At 45.2% G+C, this 21,276-nt stretch carries 18 protein-coding genes; all 18 read left to right on the top strand.

Annotation, left to right across the window (positions count from 1 at the left end; all coding sequences use genetic code 11):
• Positions 1–18 precede the first annotated feature (18 nt).
• Complete coding sequence (gene fliS / locus MKZ16_RS30300) at positions 19–408, top strand: flagellar export chaperone FliS (RefSeq protein WP_076107027.1); 390 nt, start codon at positions 19–21, stop codon at positions 406–408.
• Complete coding sequence (locus MKZ16_RS30295; RefSeq protein ID WP_076107029.1) at positions 401–736, top strand: hypothetical protein; 336 nt, start codon at positions 401–403, stop codon at positions 734–736. The genes fliS and MKZ16_RS30295 overlap by 8 nt, the downstream gene beginning before the upstream one ends.
• A gap of 234 nt (positions 737–970) precedes the next feature.
• A complete protein-coding gene (locus MKZ16_RS30290) occupies positions 971–1,168 on the top strand; it encodes a cold shock domain-containing protein (RefSeq protein ID WP_019915069.1) in 198 nt (65 codons plus the stop codon).
• A gap of 317 nt (positions 1,169–1,485) precedes the next feature.
• A complete protein-coding gene (locus MKZ16_RS30285; protein WP_076107030.1) occupies positions 1,486–2,922 on the top strand; it encodes an S-layer homology domain-containing protein in 1,437 nt (478 codons plus the stop codon).
• Between the two features lie 229 nt (positions 2,923–3,151).
• A complete protein-coding gene (gene raiA / locus MKZ16_RS30280) occupies positions 3,152–3,700 on the top strand; it encodes a ribosome-associated translation inhibitor RaiA (protein ID WP_076107032.1) in 549 nt (182 codons plus the stop codon).
• A gap of 269 nt (positions 3,701–3,969) precedes the next feature.
• Positions 3,970–6,477, top strand: a complete 2,508-nt coding sequence (gene secA / locus MKZ16_RS30275; RefSeq protein WP_076107034.1) for a preprotein translocase subunit SecA — start codon at positions 3,970–3,972, stop codon at positions 6,475–6,477.
• A gap of 364 nt (positions 6,478–6,841) precedes the next feature.
• A protein-coding gene (prfB, locus tag MKZ16_RS30270) for a peptide chain release factor 2 (RefSeq protein WP_143758633.1) occupies positions 6,842–7,955 on the top strand; the annotation gives its coding sequence in 2 pieces (ribosomal slippage) (positions 6,842–6,913 and positions 6,915–7,955; 1,113 coding nt in all).
• A gap of 99 nt (positions 7,956–8,054) precedes the next feature.
• The gene (locus tag MKZ16_RS30265) at positions 8,055–8,939 is read left to right on the top strand and encodes a YitT family protein (RefSeq protein ID WP_036678511.1); all 885 of its coding nucleotides are present in this window, start codon (positions 8,055–8,057) and stop codon (positions 8,937–8,939) included.
• A gap of 183 nt (positions 8,940–9,122) precedes the next feature.
• Complete coding sequence (gene argC / locus MKZ16_RS30260; protein ID WP_218642606.1) at positions 9,123–10,172, top strand: N-acetyl-gamma-glutamyl-phosphate reductase; 1,050 nt, start codon at positions 9,123–9,125, stop codon at positions 10,170–10,172.
• Between the two features lie 20 nt (positions 10,173–10,192).
• On the top strand, positions 10,193–11,425 hold the full coding sequence (gene argJ, locus MKZ16_RS30255; protein ID WP_076107037.1) for a bifunctional ornithine acetyltransferase/N-acetylglutamate synthase: 1,233 nt from the start codon (positions 10,193–10,195) through the stop codon (positions 11,423–11,425).
• 41 nt (positions 11,426–11,466) lie between these two features.
• The gene (argB, locus tag MKZ16_RS30250) at positions 11,467–12,297 is read left to right on the top strand and encodes an acetylglutamate kinase (protein WP_076107038.1); all 831 of its coding nucleotides are present in this window, start codon (positions 11,467–11,469) and stop codon (positions 12,295–12,297) included.
• 69 nt (positions 12,298–12,366) lie between these two features.
• Positions 12,367–13,653 (top strand): aspartate aminotransferase family protein, encoded by a 1,287-nt coding sequence (locus MKZ16_RS30245; RefSeq protein ID WP_076107040.1) that lies wholly within the window; start codon positions 12,367–12,369, stop codon positions 13,651–13,653.
• Positions 13,650–14,618: an ornithine carbamoyltransferase gene (gene argF / locus MKZ16_RS30240; protein WP_038573575.1), complete on the top strand. Its 969-nt coding sequence runs from the start codon at positions 13,650–13,652 to the stop codon at positions 14,616–14,618. Before MKZ16_RS30245 ends, argF begins: the two co-directional genes overlap by 4 nt.
• A 292-nt stretch (positions 14,619–14,910) precedes the next feature.
• A complete protein-coding gene (locus MKZ16_RS30235) occupies positions 14,911–16,146 on the top strand; it encodes an argininosuccinate synthase (protein ID WP_042192353.1) in 1,236 nt (411 codons plus the stop codon).
• 94 nt (positions 16,147–16,240) lie between these two features.
• Positions 16,241–17,656 carry an argininosuccinate lyase gene (argH, locus tag MKZ16_RS30230; RefSeq protein ID WP_076107042.1) on the top strand — a complete coding sequence of 472 codons (1,416 nt, stop codon included), beginning with the start codon at positions 16,241–16,243 and terminating at the stop codon, positions 17,654–17,656.
• Between the two features lie 136 nt (positions 17,657–17,792).
• Positions 17,793–18,992 carry a phosphoenolpyruvate hydrolase family protein gene (locus MKZ16_RS30225; protein WP_076107043.1) on the top strand — a complete coding sequence of 400 codons (1,200 nt, stop codon included), beginning with the start codon at positions 17,793–17,795 and terminating at the stop codon, positions 18,990–18,992.
• A gap of 152 nt (positions 18,993–19,144) precedes the next feature.
• Positions 19,145–20,353, top strand: coding sequence for a Tm-1-like ATP-binding domain-containing protein (locus tag MKZ16_RS30220; protein WP_036678525.1), 1,209 nt, complete (start codon positions 19,145–19,147; stop codon positions 20,351–20,353).
• Between the two features lie 43 nt (positions 20,354–20,396).
• A complete protein-coding gene (locus tag MKZ16_RS30215; protein WP_042192344.1) occupies positions 20,397–21,233 on the top strand; it encodes a phosphoenolpyruvate hydrolase family protein in 837 nt (278 codons plus the stop codon).
• Positions 21,234–21,276 lie beyond the last annotated feature (43 nt).

The raw sequence follows: 21,276 nt of genomic DNA, 5'->3' as shown, positions 1-21,276 counted from the left end.
AAGTAAAGGGTGACACAAATGATAAATTCTCCTTATGAAAAATACCGTCAGTCATCGGTAAAAACATCGACCCCCTCACAGTTACTGATTATGTTATTTGATGGAGCGATTAGATTTGTAAGGGCGGGTATGGAAGGAATCGATTCAGTTGACTATCAAAAGACAAACATTAACCTGGGTAAAGCGCAGACAATTGTTAGTGAATTGATGTCAACACTGGATCCTACCTATGACATATCTAAAAGTTTGTATGATCTATACGAATATATAAATCATTTGTTGATTCAGGCGAATGTGAAGAAAGACAAGGTTCCTGCAGAAGAGGCGTTACAGTATTTGACTGAGTTCCGCTTAACTTGGTTGGAGGCGTCAAAGCTGGTACCAGCACACGAGAAGGCCCATGGATAATTGTATCTTAGAGTTAAACAAGATTACTCAAGATATTATTAATAGACTAGATAATTGTTCATATGAAGAATTAAATGATTTCGTCGAACAACGTCAAAATTTGATAGATCAGCTCGAACAGCAGGTAAGAAAACAGTCGATCGGTGTAATCGAGCAGCATCAGTTACGAGAGTTGTTGGAAGCCGATCCTATGATAATTGCAAGAATGCAACAACTTAAAAGTGAGGCAGCTAAGTGGCTTCAACAGAGAGAACAGGCCAAAACACAACGCAACGCCTATGAGGCCGCCTACACCCCAGACAGTTTCCTTATGGATCGCAAAAAATAATTTATCAGTGTTTCACTATAGGAGTAGACGGGTATTAAATACCGTCTGCTCCTTTTTTTGATCATTGTACCGAATCTATTTCTTGTTTATGGAAAATTTAATAGTTTATTTTACGTGGTAAATTATTGAATGTAAACATTTTCTTTTCCAATTGACAATAAAGAAGTTACGGTGGTATAGTCGAATTGTGAGCAAGACTCACGTTCATCTGATGACGAAGGGAATGTTTAATCAATGGAAGGTAAAGTAAAATGGTTTAACGCAGAAAAAGGTTATGGTTTTATCGAGACTGCAGACGGTGGCGACGTATTCGTACACTTTTCCGCGATTCAAACTGATGGTTTCAAGACATTGGATGAAGGTCAATCCGTAGAATTCGATATCGTTGAAGGTGCACGTGGACCACAAGCAGCTAACGTAATCAAATTATAATCATCCGGCGAAGCCGAACTACATATAAGTAGATGGTTAGCAATTTAGACAGCGCTAGCAAGGATCTTGGAATCTTCCAAGATCCTTTTTTTGTGCGTTCATATGTGTCTAGTATAGCCAATCCTAGTAAAGAAAATAGCCTATTTTGTAAATTCATTTTATGGAAAATGTTAGAACTCTGCAAAAGGTGGGTAATAGATATACGTTGAGCTGTTTATCTTACCTCGACACACACTATGTTAGCCTAGGTTACTACATTCACGAAGAAATTCAATATAGCCTAAGCTATCAAAACAATTAGGAGGGTGATTAGCAGGATGAAGAAGATGTGGCGCGGTCTTATGACCGGAATATTAGGTACTAGTATGTTATTGGGGTCTCTCGGCAGCGTATCTGCTGCAGCTGTACCTAAGGATATTCAAGGCCACTGGGCGCAAGGTCAGCTGCAGGAATGGCTAGATAGAGGTTACCTTGGAGGCTACCCAGATGGAACGGTAAAACCAAACAAAGCAATTACGCGTGGTGAGTATGTGACTATGGTAAATCGCCTGTTAGGGTTTACAACTAAAGCAACAGTAACTTTCAAAGACATGAAGAGCACAAACTGGAATTACAGTGAAGTGGCTAAAGCCGTGGAAGCTGGATATATCGGAGGATACGAGGATAATACGTTCCGTCCTAATAATCCGCTTACAAGAGAAGAAGCAGCTGTAATTACTGCAAAATTACTTAAATTGAGCACCAATACAACTTCGAACAAATTTAAAGACAATGCACAAATTGCAGCATGGGCAAAAGGTGCTGTAGCAGCCGCAGTGGAAAAGAAGATTGTTAACGGTTATCCAGATGGAACCTTCGGTCCTAAGAGATCGTTAACACGTGCCGAGGCTGTAGGTATTATCAATACTTCAGCTATCTATTATCCTGGTAGTGGCACAGGTGGTGGTGTAACACCTACACCAACTCCAACGGCTACTCCGACACCAACAGCTACACCAACCCCAACTGCTGCTCCAGGTGGTAGTACTGGCGGAGGTTCTGGCGGTGGTAACGGTGGCGGCGGAAGTAGCACAGCGCCAACAGTAAGTGGGGCAACCTACGGTAATGTTGGTTCGGTCACAGCGGATGTATACCTGACACCTTCCGTAACTGGTGCAGTATACTATGTTGTAGCTCCTTATAATGCTGATGTAATTGCTCCAACTGCATTGCAGGTGGAAAAAGGACAAATTAGTAACGGGACTGCAAGTGGTATCCATGGTAGTGTTGCGACTGTAGCTAACACAACGGTTACATTCTCTGTTTACGGATTGAATCCTGGTACAGAATATGCAACATATATCACGCTTGCGGATGCAGCTGGTAACTTGTCTACTGTAACGACAGTTCGGTTGACTACTGCTCAAGCTACTGCTAGCTCGATTTCGCTTTTTGAGCCAGGACAAGTTAGTACAGTTACAGCAGATGTATATATTAAATATGGTACGACAGGTGGCACTACAACACCAGTTAGATATGTAGTATTGCCAGCAAATGAGAAGGCACCTACTGCAGCACAGATTGCTTTAGGCCAAAATGGTAGCGGTACTGCACTGGCTGCTCCATGGACTGACACACTTACGTTTACTCCTGGTGTAAAACGTACACAGACCCTAACTGGTTTAGCAGCAAATACTGCCTATAAGGTATATGTTATTGCAGGATCGGGTTCTCAATGGTCTCCTGTAGAAATCATTCAAATTCATACCAAATAGCCTGACCTTATGTGATTTCATTCGGAGAATATAAGAGTGGGATCCGTACTATAATAACGACAGGTTTACTTTTGGTCCGGTAGGGCGATTGGTTGCTCTCACCGGACTTGTTTTATTTGTGAACGCTATGACAACATTTGTTATCTAAATGTAAGGGCTGTAAGGAATTGCTTTTTACTTAGCGCTTACAATTTGGTATAATGAAGGTGTAACTAAAGGAGGAGTGGCCATGCAATTCACCATTCGAGGTCAACAAATTGACGTGACCGACGCTTTGAGAGAGTATGTTGATAAGAAGCTCAGCAAACTTGAGAAGTATTTCGAAGCACCCCCTACCTCTGAAGGGGCTGTGACGCTTGGCGTAGTTCGCGGCCTTCATACGGTGGAAGTAACCATTCCGCTTGCTGGCGTGACGCTTCGTGCGGAAGATCGCAGCGATGACATGTATGCTTCCATAGACGCCGTTGTGGACAAGCTGGAACGTCAAATTCGCAAACACAAAACGAAGCTGAATCGGAAGTTCCGTCAAGAGGGACTCAAAACGCTGTTTGTGGATGGAGCTAGTGCCGCTGTTGCTGTAGAAGAACAAGATTATGATGATTTAGAAGTGGTTAGGAACAAACGCTTTACGATGAAGCCGATGGATGTGGAAGAAGCGATTCTTCAAATGAACATGGTAGGACATAATTTCTTTGTGTTTTCCAATATCGACACCTCGGAAGTTAGCGTAGTTTACAAACGTGATGATGGTAAATATGGACTGATTGAACAGGGCTAAGATACGATGATGCCAGTTATGCTCTAAGTATAAAGGGCCTCGAGAGTTAGTCAGGACTTAAGAAATTTAAACCGAGCCCCTATTCGCTTATAGCGAATAGGGCTCTTGTGCGTATATATGAAAAATGTGGCTGTTACACCTTGTATTGCGGCATCTCTTACAAACTGTTACAATTTATGAAGCAGCGGAATCGAATTTATAAATGGCCCTTTCAATTTTGTGAGGATGGGCTCGGTTCCACCATCTGTGTTGCATGAAAGGGGTTAACCATGCTAGGACTTGTAAAGAAAATATTCGGAGACACAAACGATCGTGACGTTAAACGTCTCATGAAGACAGTCGATGTAATTAATGGATTGGAGCCGGAATTTGTAGCACTATCCGATGAAGCTTTAAAAGCTAAGACGGAAGAGTTCCGCGCCCGTATTGAGAAAGGCGAAACCTTGGAAGAAATTCTTCCTGAGGCGTTTGCAACCGTACGTGAAGCTTCCAAACGGACGCTTGGCATGCGGCATTTTGATGTACAGTTAATTGGTGGTATGGCTCTGCATGAAGGCCGAATCTCCGAGATGAAGACTGGTGAAGGTAAGACTCTAGTAGGAACATTGCCGGTGTACTTGAATGCTTTGCTTGGTAAAGGCGTACACGTTGTAACGGTCAATGACTATTTGGCTCAGCGCGACAGCGCACAAATGGCACAAATCTATAACTTCCTGGGCATGACGGTTGGGGTTAACCTAAGCGGTATGGACCATGCTGATAAACAAGATGCTTACGCCTGCGATATTACGTATGGCACGAACAACGAATTTGGTTTCGATTATTTGCGTGACAACATGGTGCTTTATAAAGAACAAATGGTTCAGCGCCCTCTTTATTTCTGTATTATTGATGAAGTGGACTCCATTCTTATTGATGAAGCACGTACACCTCTTATCATTTCCGGACAAGCTGAGAAGTCTACTGAATTGTACTTTGCAGCAGACCGTTTTGTGAAAAAGCTTAAAGCTGAAGAAGACTACACAGTTGATATCAAAGTGAAGTCCGTAGCCTTGACTGAAAAAGGTGTAGCTACTGCTGAACGCGCTTTTGGTATTGAGAACTTGTATGATCACAGTCATGTAACCTTGAATCACCATATCGTCCAAGCCCTGAAAGCAAACGTAATTATGCGTCGTGACGTAGACTACGTTGTTAACGAGGGTGAGGTCGTTATTGTTGATGAATTTACGGGACGTTTAATGTCAGGCCGTCGTTATAGTGACGGTTTGCACCAAGCGATTGAAGCGAAGGAAGAAATCGAAGTACAGAATGAGAGCATGACGCTTGCTACGATTACTTTCCAGAACTATTTCCGTATGTATCGCAAATTGGGTGGTATGACAGGTACAGCTAAAACTGAGGAAGAAGAGTTCAAGAAGATTTATGGTCTTGAAGTTCTTCAAGTCCCTACGAATAAACCGAATCAGCGCGTAGATATGCCAGATGTCGTCTACAAGAGTGAGAACGGTAAGTTCAACGCTGTTGTGGCAGAAATTGTAGAGCGTCACAAAAAGAACCAACCTGTACTTGTTGGTACAGTATCGATTGAGAATTCAGAGCTCGTATCTGAAATGCTGAAGCGCAAAGGCGTTAGACACCAAGTGCTTAACGCGAAGCATCACGCTGCTGAAGCTGAAATCATTACACATGCAGGTCAGCCAGGTACAGTTACGATTGCTACCAACATGGCAGGTCGTGGTACGGACATCGTTCTGGGCGAAGGTGTGACAGATCTTGGAGGTCTGCATATCATTGGTACAGAGCGTCATGAATCGCGCCGGATTGATAACCAGCTGCGTGGTCGTGCGGGTCGTCAAGGGGACCCAGGTTCTACACAATTCTACTTATCCCTTGGTGATGAGTTGATGAAGCGTTTTGGCGCTGACAACGTTTTGAGTATGATGGATCGCCTTGGGTTTGAGGAAGATCAGCCGATTGAGAGCCGCATGATTACGCGTGCTGTGGAATCTGCTCAGAAACGTGTTGAAGGTAATAACTTTGATATTCGTAAAGTCGTATTGCAATATGATGACGTGATGAATCAACAGCGTGAAATTATTTATAAACAACGCCGTGAGATTCTGGAGTCTGAAAATATTAAAGATATCGTACTTGAAATGATCAAGCCGGTTATTGAACGTATTGTTCACGCACACTGCAGTGACGATATTCCTGAGAACTGGGAGCTGCAAGAAGTTGCTGATTACGTAAACAGCAAGCTGCTTGAAGAAGGTGCTTTGACTCGCGATATTCTGTGGGGCAAAGAAGCAGAAGAGATCATTGAGTACATCTTCGAACGTGTACTTGAGAAATATGCTGCTCGTGAAGAACGCCTGGGTTCAGAATTGGTGCGTGAATTCGAGAAGGTAATCGTGCTGCGCTCTGTAGACAGCAAGTGGATGGATCACATCGATGCGATGGATCAATTGCGTCAAGGGATTCACCTGCGTGCTTACGGTGGTACAGATCCACTTCGCGAGTATCAATTCGAAGGTTTCGAAATGTTTAATACTATGACGGCTACGATTCAAGAAGAAGTAGCTACTTATATTATGAAGGCTCACATCGAGACAAATCAGGAGCGTCAATCCGTTGTAGAGGAAAATAAAATTTCCACTAACAGCGAACCTGCTGAGAAACGTCCGGTACATGTTGAGGCTGCGGCTGGTCGTAATGATCTTTGCCCTTGCGGAAGCGGCAAGAAGTACAAGAACTGCCACGGTCAAAACGCATAAGACAAACGTTTAGTAGCGCTCATATTCAGGTGTTGAAGATGTAAGTCTTTAACCCTGATCTCTATGGGTATACTAACCATAAAGAGCGGCTGGGCCCGGGGGTATCCCCCGTTTACGGCCCAGTCGCTTTTTTGGATATTTAGCACTTGAGTGAATGTGGAATGGAGAGAAGGTTTGGAACTGGAAAAACGGAGTGTTGCCTTTGTTTCGGGATTCCAACCGCTATGCGGTTATCAATTCAAGGAATCTGGAAACAACAGCGATCGGAAGTCCAATCCTTCTCGGAATGGCTGAACATTCACTCATTACTAACTTTCCAATAGCGAGGACCGTAACAACCTATTTTGAAAGGTGAAGTGACCATATGATTGAAGCTAATGTAAAGCAGGATCTGCGTGAAATAGGCAAGAAACTAACTGACCTTAGGGGGTCTCTTTGACTTAGATCTTAAGCAAGAGATGATCTCGAACTTTGAAGAAAAAATGGCTGCTCCAGGCTTCTGGGATAATCCAGAGCAGGCACAGAGCGTGATCGGCGAGATGAATGCCGTGAAATCGTCCGTGGATCAATACGAGAAGCTGCAACAAGAATACGACGATGCTGCAATGATGGCGGAGCTTGCGGATGAAGAGGGCGATGAAGGTCTTGCGGCAGAGATTGGGGAGACGATCAGCAGTTTAGGCAGTAAAGTTGATGAATTCGAGCTGCAATTGCTACTTAACCAGCCGTATGACAAGCTGAATGCTATTCTTGAGCTCCATCCGGGTGCGGGCGGTACGGAATCCCAAGACTGGGGCCAGATGCTGCTGCGGATGTATACCCGTTGGGCTGAAAAACGTGGATTCAAGGTTGAGGTGCTGGACTACTTACCGGGTGATGAAGCGGGAATTAAGAGTGTCACACTACTTATTAAAGGCTTCAACGCCTACGGATATCTGAAAGCTGAAAAAGGTGTACATCGGCTAGTACGGATTTCTCCGTTTGACTCTTCGGGCAGAAGACATACTTCTTTTGTATCCTGTGATGTCGTTCCGGAAATTGCCGATGATGTAGAGGTTGAGATTCGTACGGAGGATCTTAAGATCGATACGTATCGTGCAAGTGGCGCCGGTGGACAGCATATTAATACCACAGACTCCGCGGTACGGATTACTCACTTACCTACGGGTGTGGTGGTAACCTGTCAGAACGAACGTTCACAGATCAAAAACCGCGAACAAGCGATGAAAATGCTGCGTTCCAAGCTATATGAGCGCAAACTGCAAGAGCAACAGCAGCATTTGGATGAGATTCGCGGTGAGCAATCCGATATTGCTTGGGGCAGTCAGATCCGTTCCTATGTATTCCATCCGTATAACATGGTTAAGGATCACCGTACTTCCGTGGAAACGGGGAATGTTGGCGCTGTGATGGACGGAGATATTGATGCATTCATTGATGGTTACTTGCGTAGCCAGATCAAGATTGAGGCAGAATAAAAGAGAGTTTCGGGGAAACGGATACCATTCATGGATTAGGATGGGATGGCCGTTTCTTCTTTCGTAGAGCAAGATGACACTTTAAGGAGAGCCTTTGAAATGCAAAAAGTCAATTCACGTAATAAACCCCCACTGATTCCTCTGAATGGGCCACTCCGACATGTGGTGGATACGATGTTAATTTTGCTCGGGTCGCTAGTTACAGCGCTGGGGTTTAATCTTTTTTTTCTGCCTAATCATATTGCTTCTGGTGGTGTATCCGGTCTGTCTGTATTGGCTGAAGCTTGGTTTGGGGCTGAACCGGCATTTACGCAGTGGGCGCTTAATATTCCGTTGTTTGTACTCGGGGTAATCTTCTTGGGTAAACAATACGGAGTTCGCTCGCTGCTTGGGAGCTTTGTGTTGCCGCTCTTTATCTTGTTGACAAAAGATTTGCCTGCACCTACCACCAATCCACTCTTAGCCTCCATTTATGGCGGTATCTGTGTGGGGGTGGGGTTAGGTCTTGTGTTCCGCGGACGGGGCTCGACAGGTGGACTTACTATTTTGGCGCAGATTATTCAAAAGATATCCGGTCTCAGCTTCTCGATTTCCGTAGTGCTGCTGGACGGGACGGTCATTGTGCTGGCTGCTTTTATACTCGGTATGGAACAAGCACTATATGCACTGATCGGTCTGTTTGTTACAGGTAAGGCCATTAATGCGATAGAGGTAGGCTTCCGTTATACAAAGGTGGCTTACATAATCTCGGACAAGACGGAAGAAATATCTGAGGCGATTTTGAATGATCTGGATCGGGGTCTGACGAAGCTGGATGCACATGGCGGTTATACTGGTGATGAGCGTACGGTGTTGATGGTTGTAGTAGGCCAGAATGAGGTTTCCAGATTAAAAGCGATTGTTCAATCGGTAGATACTAGTGCTTTTGTGATTATAACTGAGGCGCATGAGGTGCTGGGTGAAGGGTTTAAAAGAGAAGTGTAATTTCTCCTCAAGGAGAAGCTATGCTTCTCTTTTTTTGTAAATACAATTATATTTAGGAATAAAGAAAGTTAACACTATGTGTTGTATTTATATTAATTGAGTCGTATAATAATACATATTTCTAAGACGGTATGCATTATATTATTTATTATAATTCATGATAAGCAGGAAGTGGGGATGACAGTGGAAGGCAAGCTGAGAGCGGCGATTGTTGGATCAACGGGTTATGGGGGCGTAGAGCTGATTCGGCTGCTACAAAGTCATCCTAAGGTAGAGATTACTTCGGTAATTTCCTCATCAAGTGCAGGGGATGCTATAGAGGAAGGTTTTCCGCATTTGACGGGTATCATTGATCGAAGGCTGGATGGCGTTGACCCGGCTCAGATGGCTGAGCGGGCAGATGTGGTATTTACGGCGACGCCGTCGGGTGTGAGCGCAAAGCTGGTACCGCAGCTGCTGGAAGCTGGACTTAAGGTCGTGGATCTGTCCGGTGATTTCCGATTAAAGGATGGTGCAGATTATGAGCACTGGTATAAACATCCCGCTCCGGCTGATGAATATCTAGAGCAGGCTGTATACGGACTTTGCGAGGTGTTTGGAGAGCGTGCGGCTGGGGTTGATTTTATATCTAATCCAGGCTGTTATCCTACTGCTACACTTCTTGGACTAATTCCTGCAATTCAGGCAGGTTGGATTAAGCATGACAGTATTATTATTGATGCGAAATCAGGAGTTACTGGAGCAGGACGCGGAACAAGCCTGATGGTGCACTACGCAGAGATTAATGAGAACTTTAAAGCTTATAAAATCAATAAGCATCAACATATACCAGAAATTGAGCAGACACTAACAGAGGTTGCTGGAGAAAAGGTAACGGTAACGTTCACCACACATCTCGTGCCGATGAGCCGGGGAATTATGAGTACGATGTATGCAGGGATGACGGACAATTATACGGAGCAGGATTTTGTGAATTTATACCGTGAATATTATGCGGGCCGGCCATATGTGCGGGTGCGTGATATAGGTGTGATTCCGGCGACAAAAGAAGTTAGCGGCTCTAATTATTGTGATATCGGATTTGCAACAGATACTCGTACAGGGCGGGTGACCATAGTCTCCGTCATTGATAATGTTGTAAAAGGTGCGGCAGGGCAGGCAATACAGAACCTTAATTTGATGATGGGATGGGAGGAAACCCTTGGCCTCGGCTACACACCTGTGTATCCATAAGGATCAGCGGTACAAATAATATGAGCGAGATTGAGTTATTTACCACCTTGGAGGGTGGAAGCATCACTTCACCTAAGGGTTTTAAGTCCGGAGGATTGCATTGTGGATTAAAAAAAACAGATCGCAACGATCTCGGAGTGATTCTGTGTGAAGTTCCGGCAACGGCTGCGGCTGTGTATACGACGAATGTTTTTCAGGCGGCTCCGCTGAAAGTGACTCGGGAAAGCCTTTCGAACGGAGTATTGCAGGCGGTTATCGTGAACAGCGGGAATGCCAATGCCTGCACAGGCGAACAAGGTGAAGCAGATGCTTATGAGATGCGCGCTGCTGCGGCTAAGCATTTAGGTGTGGCCGTTAATGATGTGGCAGTTGCTTCGACTGGAGTTATCGGTGAACTGTTGAAGATGGATTGCGTACGTAGCGGAATTACTGCAATACCAGAGAAGCTGGACGGAGGAGCTATTGGCGCGGAAGAATTCTGCCAAGCTATACTTACCACTGATTTAGTTAAAAAAGAGATCGCCGTGAAGGTGCTCGTTGGCGGTGTAGAAGTTACAATTGCCGGAGCTGCAAAGGGTTCAGGGATGATCCATCCTAACATGGCTACCATGCTTGGCTTTATGACCACGGATGCTGATATTGCAGTGGAGGATTTACTTAGTCTTTTGCGTTCAGCTACGAATGTTACTTTTAATATGATTACAGTCGATGGAGATACTAGCACCAATGATATGTTAGTGTCGATGGCGAGTGGGCTTGCCGGTAATGAGAAGCTGACAAGGCTGCATCCGGATTGGGACGCTTTTGCTGCTGGATTCACTTATGTGTGCCAGACGCTTGCCAAAGCGATTGCTCGAGATGGCGAAGGTGCAACTCACCTGATTGAGGTTCAAGTGAATGGGGCTGTTCATGATGAGGCGGCGGCAGCGATTGCTAAGACAGTGGTTGGTTCTAGTCTAGTGAAATCTGCTATTTTTGGAGCGGATGCGAACTGGGGACGGATTATTGCTGCGGTTGGACGCGCGGGTGTTCCGGTATCGCCGGAGCATGTGAACATTTCGTTAGGGGATATTGAGGTGCTTTTGCACTCGAAGCCAGTTGCTTTTGACGAGGAAAAGGCTTTGGCCTATTTGCAAAAAAGTGAAACTGTGCTGATCACTGTAGATCTGCATGATGGAAGCGGAAAAGCAACGGCTTGGGGCTGTGACTTAACTTACGATTATGTGCGTATTAACGCCGCATATCGCACTTAATTTATGGCGTGTTAAGCCCATAAGGGAAGGATATCGATTATATGACGCTAAATAGCGAGCTTGAACTTATAGATGTTTTAGATGGTAGTGGATTGTTTGTAATGAAATGCGGCGGCAGTACGCTTGCGGCTCTACCTGATTCTTTTTTTGAGGATTTGCGAGATTTGCAGGAGGAGGGCATTCAGCCAGTAATTGTTCATGGTGGAGGGCCAGCCATTTCCGAGAATCTAGCGAAACTGGGCATTGAAAGCAGCTTTGTGAATGGCCTGCGAGTAACCACCGAGGAAGTACTAGATGTTGTAGAGATGACGCTGGCAGGGAGTATAAACAAGGCGATTGTCCGGCGAATTCAAGGGAGTGGCGGTCTAGCTCTGGGGCTTTCGGGCATCGATGGCAATATGATTATTGCTAAACCAGTGGCGAACAGCGCCGAAGTAGGTTTGGTAGGAGAAGTAACGGAAGTTAAGGCTGAGATCATAACTGGTATTGTTGGGATGGGTTATATTCCTGTCATTGCACCTATCGGAGTAGATGCAGCAGGTCAGCGCTACAATATTAACGCAGATACGGCAGCAGGGGCAGTTGCTTCCTATGTGGAGTCTCCCAAAATGATCGTCGTCACAGATGTGCCAGGCATCATGAGTACAGTGGAAGGTGAAAAGATTGTGCTTCCCTCCGTTACTGTACAGGAAATCGAAGCCTTGATCGAAAGTGGGGAAATCTACGGTGGCATGATCCCTAAAGTGCGGGCAGCTATCGATTGCATTCAGGGCAGCGTATCAGAGGTTATCATTGTGGATGGAAAAGAACCGCGGGTGCTTAGTCGAGTACTGCAAGGTGAAGCGATAGGTACACGTATTATTCGTTCGTAGAATCATAGATAAATACAAATTAGAGGCGCAGCCTGTTCACAGGAGCAGCCGATGGGAGAGTGACTTAGAATGAGCAAGCTTACACAAGCGGAGTTGGATTCGCAAGCAGGGGCACAGCAGACCGATACAGTAGGATCAGGTACACCGGATGTTACAGCAGGCAAGCTGAGTGCAGTGTTCCCTTCTTACGCCAGATATGATATCAGCTTAGTTAAAGGCAAGGGTACCTGGGTATGGGATGATAAAGGCAATAAGTATCTGGATTTCACCAGTGGATTGGCTGTGACCAGTCTAGGTCATGCTCCTGAAAAAGTCGGCGCTAAGCTGAAGGATCAGATTGATACGCTCTGGCATGTCTCGAATCTGTTCCATATTCCGGGACAAGATAAAGTTGCCAACCTTCTGACAGAGAATAGCTGCGCTGATCAAGTATTTTTCTGCAATAGCGGGGCAGAAGCGAATGAGGCTGCTATTAAGCTGGCCCGCCGTTACCATCAGAAGATTAAAGGTGTCGACCGTTATGAGGTTATCACATTCGAACAATCCTTCCATGGACGTACACTGGCAACACTAACAGCTACAGGCCAGCAAAAGGTAAAAGAAGGCTTCCTGCCGCTTCCAGCAGGTTTCAAGACCGTACCCTTGCATGATCTCCCAGCGTTAGAAGCTGCTATCGGAGATCATACAGCTGCTATCATGCTGGAGATGGTACTTGCAGAGGGCGGCGTGCTTGAGGTAGAACCTGAGTTCTTGAACGCTGTAGTGGCCTTGTGTAAGAACCACGGATTGCTTCTGATTGTAGATGAAGTACAGACAGGTATGGGACGTACAGGCAAGCTGTTCGCTCATCAGCATTATGGAATTGAACCGGATATTTTCACCTTGGCAAAGGGGATTGCTAGCGGGTTCCCGGCAGGTTTAATGCTTGGCAAAGGATATTTGCGTGAAGCCTTCTCAGCGGGCAGCCATGCGTCCACCTTCGGGGGAACACCGCTAGCAACAGCTGTTATGGCAGCGACGATTGAGACGATGCTGGAAGATGAGCTTCCACAGCGCGCCGAAGATATGGGTAAGTACCTGACAGGTCTTTTGAAAGAGAAGCTGGCGGACTGTTCTTTTGTGAAGGATATCCGTGGTAAAGGGCTGTTGATCGGGATTGAATGTCAATCCCCAGTAGGCGATATTGTACTGGCTGGACAAAAGAAAGGCCTGTTGTTCGTGACAGCCGGTCCTAATGTTCTTCGTCTGCTGCCTAATCTATATGTAAGCAAAGAGGAGATCGACCAAGCGGTGGACATCCTATGCGAACTCATTCATACTTATGCTAAACAAGCAAACGGGGAGGTAAGCTCATGAGTCAGGGCGTACAGAGTAATAAACACACCATTGCGCAGCAACTGAAAGGCCGTGATTTACTGGAGCTGAACGACTACAGCCCGGAGGAAATTACGTATCTGATTGATTCGGCGATTGAGCTGAAGAAGAAGCAGAAAAATGGCGAAGAATTTCAGCCGCTGAAGGGAAAGACGATTGGACTTATTTTTGAAAAATCCTCTACACGTACGCGTGTGTCGTTTGAAGTTGGAATGTATCAGCTGGGAGGGCATGCCCTTTTCTTGAGCAAAAATGATATCCAGCTTGGACGCGGAGAAACTGTTGGTGATACAGCGCAAGTAATGTCGCGTTATCTCGACGGGATTATGATCCGTACCTTCGGCCATGACAAGGTTGAAGATCTCGCTCGTTATGCTTCTATTCCTGTAATCAACGGTCTAAGTGACCTGGCACATCCTTGCCAAGTGCTGGCGGATTATCAAACGATTTATGAGCACAAAGGAAAGCTCAAAGGCCTGAAGCTGGCTTACATCGGCGATGGCAACAATATGGCGCATTCCTTAATGATTGGCGGAGCTAAGCTGGGCGTGGACGTATCTATCGCCGGACCGGAAGGTTATGAGCCAGATGCCGCGGTTGTCGCAGAAGTTCGTGAGATCGCTAAAGAAACCGGAGCGAAGATTGTGGTCACTCGCAGCCCGCAAGAAGCTGTACAAGACGCTGACGTCATCTATACAGATGTATGGGCGAGTATGGGCTTCGAGGAGGAGCAAAAGGCACGTGAAGCGGCATTCAAGGACTATCAGGTCAATGAGGAGCTTGTAAAAGGCGCTAAGAGCGATTATCTCTTCCTGCACTGTCTGCCAGCCCACCGTGAGGAAGAGGTCAGCACAGGCGTGATTGACGGCCCTAACTCGGTGATCTTTGATCAGGCTGAGAACCGTCTGCATGCGCAAAAAGCTTTAATGGCTGCGTTGATGAGTTAAGGAATTTAAAAAATATAAAATATAAATCACTATATAAATTGAATTAATGTTGGGCGAAGTTAGACTTTGGACGATGGAGTAATGGAGCGGAATTTTTGGAACTGTAGGAGCGTAGCGTTCGCCTTTATCATCAGATTTTATCCGCACAATGCGGTTTGAAATAAAAGAAATCTGATGATAACAGCGACCGGAAGTCCAAATATTCAGTGTAATTGCGATTTATCGTCAGAGTGCTGGCAAAGGCACGTTTATTTTAATTTATATAGCCCACACGAAAGGAAGTTGCCACACCATGGCTAAAGAAAAAATTGTACTCGCCTATTCCGGCGGATTGGATACATCCGTTATTTTGAAATGGCTTAAAGAAACCTATGACGCGGAGATCATCGCCTTCACAGCCGATATCGGCCAAAAAGAAGAGCTCGACGGTCTGGAGGAAAAAGCACTTGCTACTGGCGCATCGAAAGTATACATCGACGATCTGCGCGATGAGTTCGCTAGCGATTTCATCTACCCGATGTTCCAATCTGGCGCACTTTATGAAGGCCAATACTTGCTCGGAACTAGTATTGCTCGTCCATTGATCGCTAAGCGCATGGTAGATATCGCCATCGCTGAAGGCGCAACGGCTATCGCGCACGGCGCGACAGGCAAAGGGAACGACCAAGTCCGTTTCGAGCTTGGCGTAGCTGCATTGGCTCCGAACATCAAGGTGATCGCACCTTGGCGTCTAGAAGAGTTCCGCAATCAATTCCCAGGTCGTGCGGAAATGATCGCTTATGCGGAAGCTAATGATATTCCGGTACAAGCCTCTGCGGCGAAGCCGTATTCGATGGACCGTAACTTGCTGCATATCAGCTATGAGAGCGGCGTACTGGAAGATCCTTGGTTTGATCCAAGTGCACCAGAGAACAAAGGAATGTTCCTACTGAGCAACGCTCCAGAGGATGCTCCGGATGAAGCGGAATATTTGGAACTCGATTTCGTTAAGGGAGACTGCGTAGCGCTGAATGGTGAGTCCTTAAACCCACTTCAAGTGATGGAGAAATTGAACGAGCTGGGCGGTAAACACGGTATCGGACGTGTGGATATGGTTGAGAACCGTTTTGTCGGCATGAAGAGCCGTGGTGTGTATGAGACTCCGGGTGGAACAATCCTGTTCGTCGCTCATCGCAAAATGGAGTCCATCACGATGGACCGTGAAGTGATGAACCTGCGTGACAGCCTGATCACTCGTTACAGCACTTTGGTGTATAACGGTTTCTGGTTCGCACCAGAGCGTATTGCACTGCAAGCTCTTGTAACACAGAGCCAGCAAAATGTAACAGGTACTGTTCGTCTTAAACTGTACAAAGGCAACATCATCGGCGCTGGAGTGAAGAGCCCAGTCAGCCTGTACAACCCTGAAATTGCAACGATGGAAGCTGATCCTACACAAGCTTATGATCAAGGGGATGCAACTGGTTTTATCCACTTGAACGCATTGCGCCTTAAGGTTTCTACAGGTGTAAATGGAGCTTCGAAATAGAACGATAACATAAACTTAAACGGGCAACCCCGAAGGCCGTTCCTCCCGTCAGGATAGGAGCGGCCCTCTGGCGTCCAAGAGGAGGAAACAACAGGTGAGCAAGCTTTGGGGCGGACGGTTTACTAAAGGAACGAACAAGCTGGTGGAGGAATATACGGCTTCCATTGGCTTTGATAAGGCTTTGGCCAAAGAGGATGTGCAAGGCAGTCTGGCACATGTCACGATGCTGGGCAAATGCGGAATCCTTCCACAAGAAGACGTGGAAACAATCAAACAAGGTCTGAACAAAGTGCTGGACAAGGTTAATGCTGGAGAGGTTGTTTTCTCAGTATCGGATGAAGACATCCATATGAATATTGAAAAACATCTGATCGAGGAAATCGGTCCAGTTGGTGGTAAGCTGCACACAGGACGTAGCCGTAATGATCAAGTGGCGACGGACATGCACCTTTACTTACGTGGCCGTGTAGTTGAGCTAGTTAGTTTGCTGCATGAGCTGCAGGAAGCTTTGATCGAACAAGCCAAAGATAATGTAGAGACCATCGTCCCTGGTTATACGCATTTGCAACGGGCACAGCCGATCCTGTTTGCTCATCACTTGCTGGCTTACGTATCGATGTTCCGCCGCGATGCAGAACGTCTGACGGACAGCTACAAACGGATCAACGTGCTGCCACTCGGAGCAGGAGCGCTTGCGGGAACGACCTTCCCGATTGACCGTCATTTTGTAGCAGAACAACTGGGTTTTGACAGTGTGTATGAGAACAGTCTGGATGCTGTCAGCGACCGCGATTTCATCGTGGAGTTCTTGGCGAATGCTTCCCTTATCATGACACATCTATCCAGACTCAGTGAGGAACTGGTCCTGTGGAGCAGCACAGAGTTCAGCTTTGTAGAACTGGATGATGCTTTCTGCACAGGCAGCAGCATTATGCCGCAGAAGAAGAACCCTGACGTACCAGAACTGGTACGGGGCAAAACAGGCCGCGTTTACGGCAACCTGATTGGCTTGCTGACGGTGCTGAAATCATTGCCGCTGGCGTACAACAAGGATATGCAGGAAGACAAAGAAGGCATGTTTGATACGGTTACTACGCTGACTGGTGCACTGCAATTGTTCGCGCCGATGATCTCCACTATGAAGGTGAACAAAGGTCGTATGCGTGAAGCGGTGAACACGGATTTCTCGAATGCAACGGATATCGCCGACTTCTTGGTAGGCAAGGGGCTTCCTTTCCGCCAAGCGCATGAGGTAATCGGGAAAACGGTACTCTACTGCATCAACGAAGGCAAATTCTTGTTGGATTTGACCCTGGAAGAGTTCAAGCAATTCTCGCCGCTTTTCGACGAGAATATCTATGCTGTTCTTCAACCGGAAGCTGTAGTTAACGCTCGTAACGTTTATGGCGGCACAGCCACCGTTCAGGTGAAGGCTGCAATTGAACGGGCAGAGCTGGCATTGCACGAAGCTAATGAATGGGTTGTACAACACGGAGACGCTATATTGTAAACCGTATCCATATCAAATCTCGCCTCAGACCTTTATAGGTGGCAGGCGGGATTTTTTTATTATCTAAATGAACTATGACTGGATTAGCAGTGTTCTTTACGGTTATCCTTAGGTTAGGATAGGAGGGTTCGTAGATATGAACAGAAAGCAAATCCTAGACGAGCTTAGATCGGAATTAAAAGTAGGCAATCATATTATTGGAGTAGCCACCGGTGCTGGTATAACAGCAAAGTATGCGAAGCAGGGTGGTGCTGATTTCATTCTGATGTTAAACTCGGGTAAATTTCGCCAGATGGGGAGGAGCTCTCTCGCTGGTATTTTACCATTTTGTAATAGCAATGATATGGTGATGGACTTTGCATCTAGAGAGATCATACCGTTAGTCAGAGATATCCCTATTATTTTTGGCCTCAATGCAACTGATCCGACAAAAGATATGGAATCCTATATAAGTGAAATAAAGAATAGAGGCTTTGCCGGCATTAATAATTACCCCACGGTTGGTTTAATAGATGGTCAATTTGGAGAAGCGCTCGAAGAAGAGGGGAATGGTTATCTACTTGAAGTAGAAGCCATAAGAATAGCCCATGAGAAGGATTTGTTTACCATTGCTTTTGTATTTGACGAAATCCAGGCAGCACAGATGATTGAGGCTGGAGCGGATATTATTTGTGCGCATCTAGGTCTAACAGAAGGCGGGTTATTAGGCGCTAAGAAAGTATTCTCTCTGGAAGCTGCCAAGGTTAAAGCGGACAAGATATTTAATACATGCAATGAGCTAAAGCCAGATTTAATTAAGCTGGTTTACGGTGGTCCGGTGAAAACGCCAATTGATGTGCAATATATGTACAGCAATAATCAAAATCTGATGGGATATATCGGGGGCTCTGCTTTTGAAAGAATTCCATCGGAGAAGTCCATTACTAATATAACTAAAGCTTTTAAAGTGTCGGGGACGCTGGATGAAGATGATTTTATGGTCAAAATGTTAGATGGCATCACAAAGCACTATGATTATGTTGAATTTGTAAAAGAATACGTAGCTCAAAATTATAGGAATGAGATCTTGTTTGCAGATTTAGCTAAGGTGGCACATGTATCCCGAAGTTACTTGAGCAGTTTGTTCACCAAAAAAGTAGGCTGCAGCTTCCAAACGTATCTCGTGCAATTTCGGATGGATAAGGCGGCGGAAATATTACATAGAGACCATATCCAGTTATCTGAGTTAGCGCCATTAGTTGGATATCAAGACTATGCGCAGTTTAGTAAAATGTTTAAAAAGTATAAAGGGTTCTCTCCAAAACAATATAAATCTAACATAAACACAAAAACATAAGACATAAAAGCGTTTTCATCCATAAATCAAAGAAGTATGATTAACTCATAAGTTGATCATGCTTTTTTTTGAAATATAAGAAAGCATAAGTTTCACATTATACATTATCCTTATATTTCTTGTTGCAGATATTTGAGGAGGAGGTTGAAGAAATGAAGACGATTGCTATTGCCGGAACTTTTGACACCAAGGGTGAAGAATATCTCTACATTAAAAATTTACTGGAAAGCTTGGAGCTGGGTACGTTTACAATTCATACAGGTGTGTTTGAGCCCACGTTTACACCGGATATCTCTAATAGAGAAGTAGCAGCAGCCGCGGGTGTAAGTATAGATGAGCTCGTTGCCAAAAAAGATAGAGCACTAGCAACAGAATTATTAGCCAAAGGTATGGAAAAATTAGTACCTGAATTATATAAGCAAGGCAAATTTGATGGAATTATCTCCTTTGGGGGCACTGGAGGCACTTCACTTGTAACACCGGGTATGCGGGCATTACCTATTGGTGTACCTAAAGTGATGGTTTCGACCGTAGCTTCAGGGAATACTGCTCCATATGTAGGCACTAGTGATATTGTCATGATGCCATCCGTAGTGGATGTTGCCGGGCTGAACTCTATTTCAACAAAGATTTTTACTAATGCAGCTTTCGCCATCGCCGGTATGCTTAAATTTGAGAATAAACAAGTGATAGAGAAAAAACCATTAGTAGCTACAACCATGTTTGGGGTAACAACTCCCTGTGTGACGGCAGCCCGTAACTATCTTGAGACTAGAGGCTATGAAGTGCTTGTATTCCATGCAACAGGTGTAGGTGGCCAGTCCATGGAAGCGCTAATCGAGGCTGGTTTTATTGAAGGTGTATTGGATCTGACCACAACAGAATGGGCGGACGAAATTATTGGTGGTGTGCTAAATGCTGGACCTCATCGGTTAGAAGCTGCTGGTAAACATCATATTCCACAGGTTGTCTCGGTAGGTGCGCTTGATATGTGCAACTTTGGCCCTTATGATACGGTACCAGCCAAATTTGCTGGACATAAGTTTTATAAACACAATCCAACAGTTACTCTGATGAGAACAACAGTAGAAGAAAATGAAGCCATCGGCAAAAAGCTTGTCGAGAAATTAAATATGGCCAAAGAGAAAACGGTGTTAATGCTGCCGCTTAAAGGGATATCCGGCATTGATGTCGCAGGGGAAGCTTTTTATGGGGTAGAGGAAGATCAAATGTTATTTGATACCTTAAGAAATGGTGTAAACAGAAATGTTGTCGAGGTTATCGAAATGGATTGTGCCATTAATGATGTGGAGTTTGCAGAAGCAGCAGCGCAGAAGCTAATAGATCTCATGAGCAAATAAGATTTTTATAAGATAAATAAATATTTAAATGGAGGCGTTACACATGAACAAAAATACAAGAACTGAAATCATGGCGAAGTTTAGAGAAGAAGTGGCAAATGGAAAGATTCTTTTAGGCGTGGGGGCTGGCACAGGAATTACTGCAAAAAGCAGTGAAGCTGGCGGAGCAGATATGCTGATTGTTTATAATTCAGGAAGATACAGAATGGCAGGCCGTGGATCACTGGCAGGGTTATTATCTTATGGGGATGCCAACCAAATAGTAGTCGAAATGGGCTCGGAGGTATTGCCTGTTGTAAAAAACACCCCTGTATTAGCAGGCGTATGCGGAACAGATCCATTTAGAGTAATGGAGGTTTATTTAAAACAACTTAAGGAACAAGGTTTTAGCGGCGTACAAAACTTCCCAACCGTAGGTTTGATCGATGGCGTATTCAGACAGAATCTAGAAGAGACCGGCATGGGATATGGTTTAGAAGTAGATATGATTAGAGCTGCGCATGAATTGGATATGCTCACCACTCCTTATGTATTTGATCCTGAGCAAGCAAAAGCCATGGCAGAAGCCGGCGCAGATATTTTGGTGGCACATATGGGCTTGACTACCAAAGGTACAATTGGAGCTAAGACTGCTCTTACATTGGATGATTGTGTAGAAAGAATCGAAGCGATTATTAAAGCAGGGAAAGCAGTAAATCCAGATATTATGGTAATTTGTCACGGCGGACCGATTGCAGAGCCAGAAGATGCGGCGTACGTAATTGAACGGACAGAAGGCATAGACGGATTCTTTGGTGCATCGAGTATTGAAAGATTTGCTGCTGAAAAAGGAATCACAGAACAGACTGGATTATTTAAAAAAATCACCAAACAAGCATAATTGCCTTCGGCGTCCTTATAAGGACGGTAAGCAATTAAGCGAG

The sequence above is a fragment of the Paenibacillus sp. FSL R5-0928 genome (genome assembly GCF_037970385.1).
Classification (GTDB): domain Bacteria; phylum Bacillota; class Bacilli; order Paenibacillales; family Paenibacillaceae; genus Paenibacillus_AQ; species Paenibacillus_AQ odorifer.
Note: the sequence above shows the minus strand (reverse complement) of the source record. Positions and strands in the feature narration are given on the sequence as shown.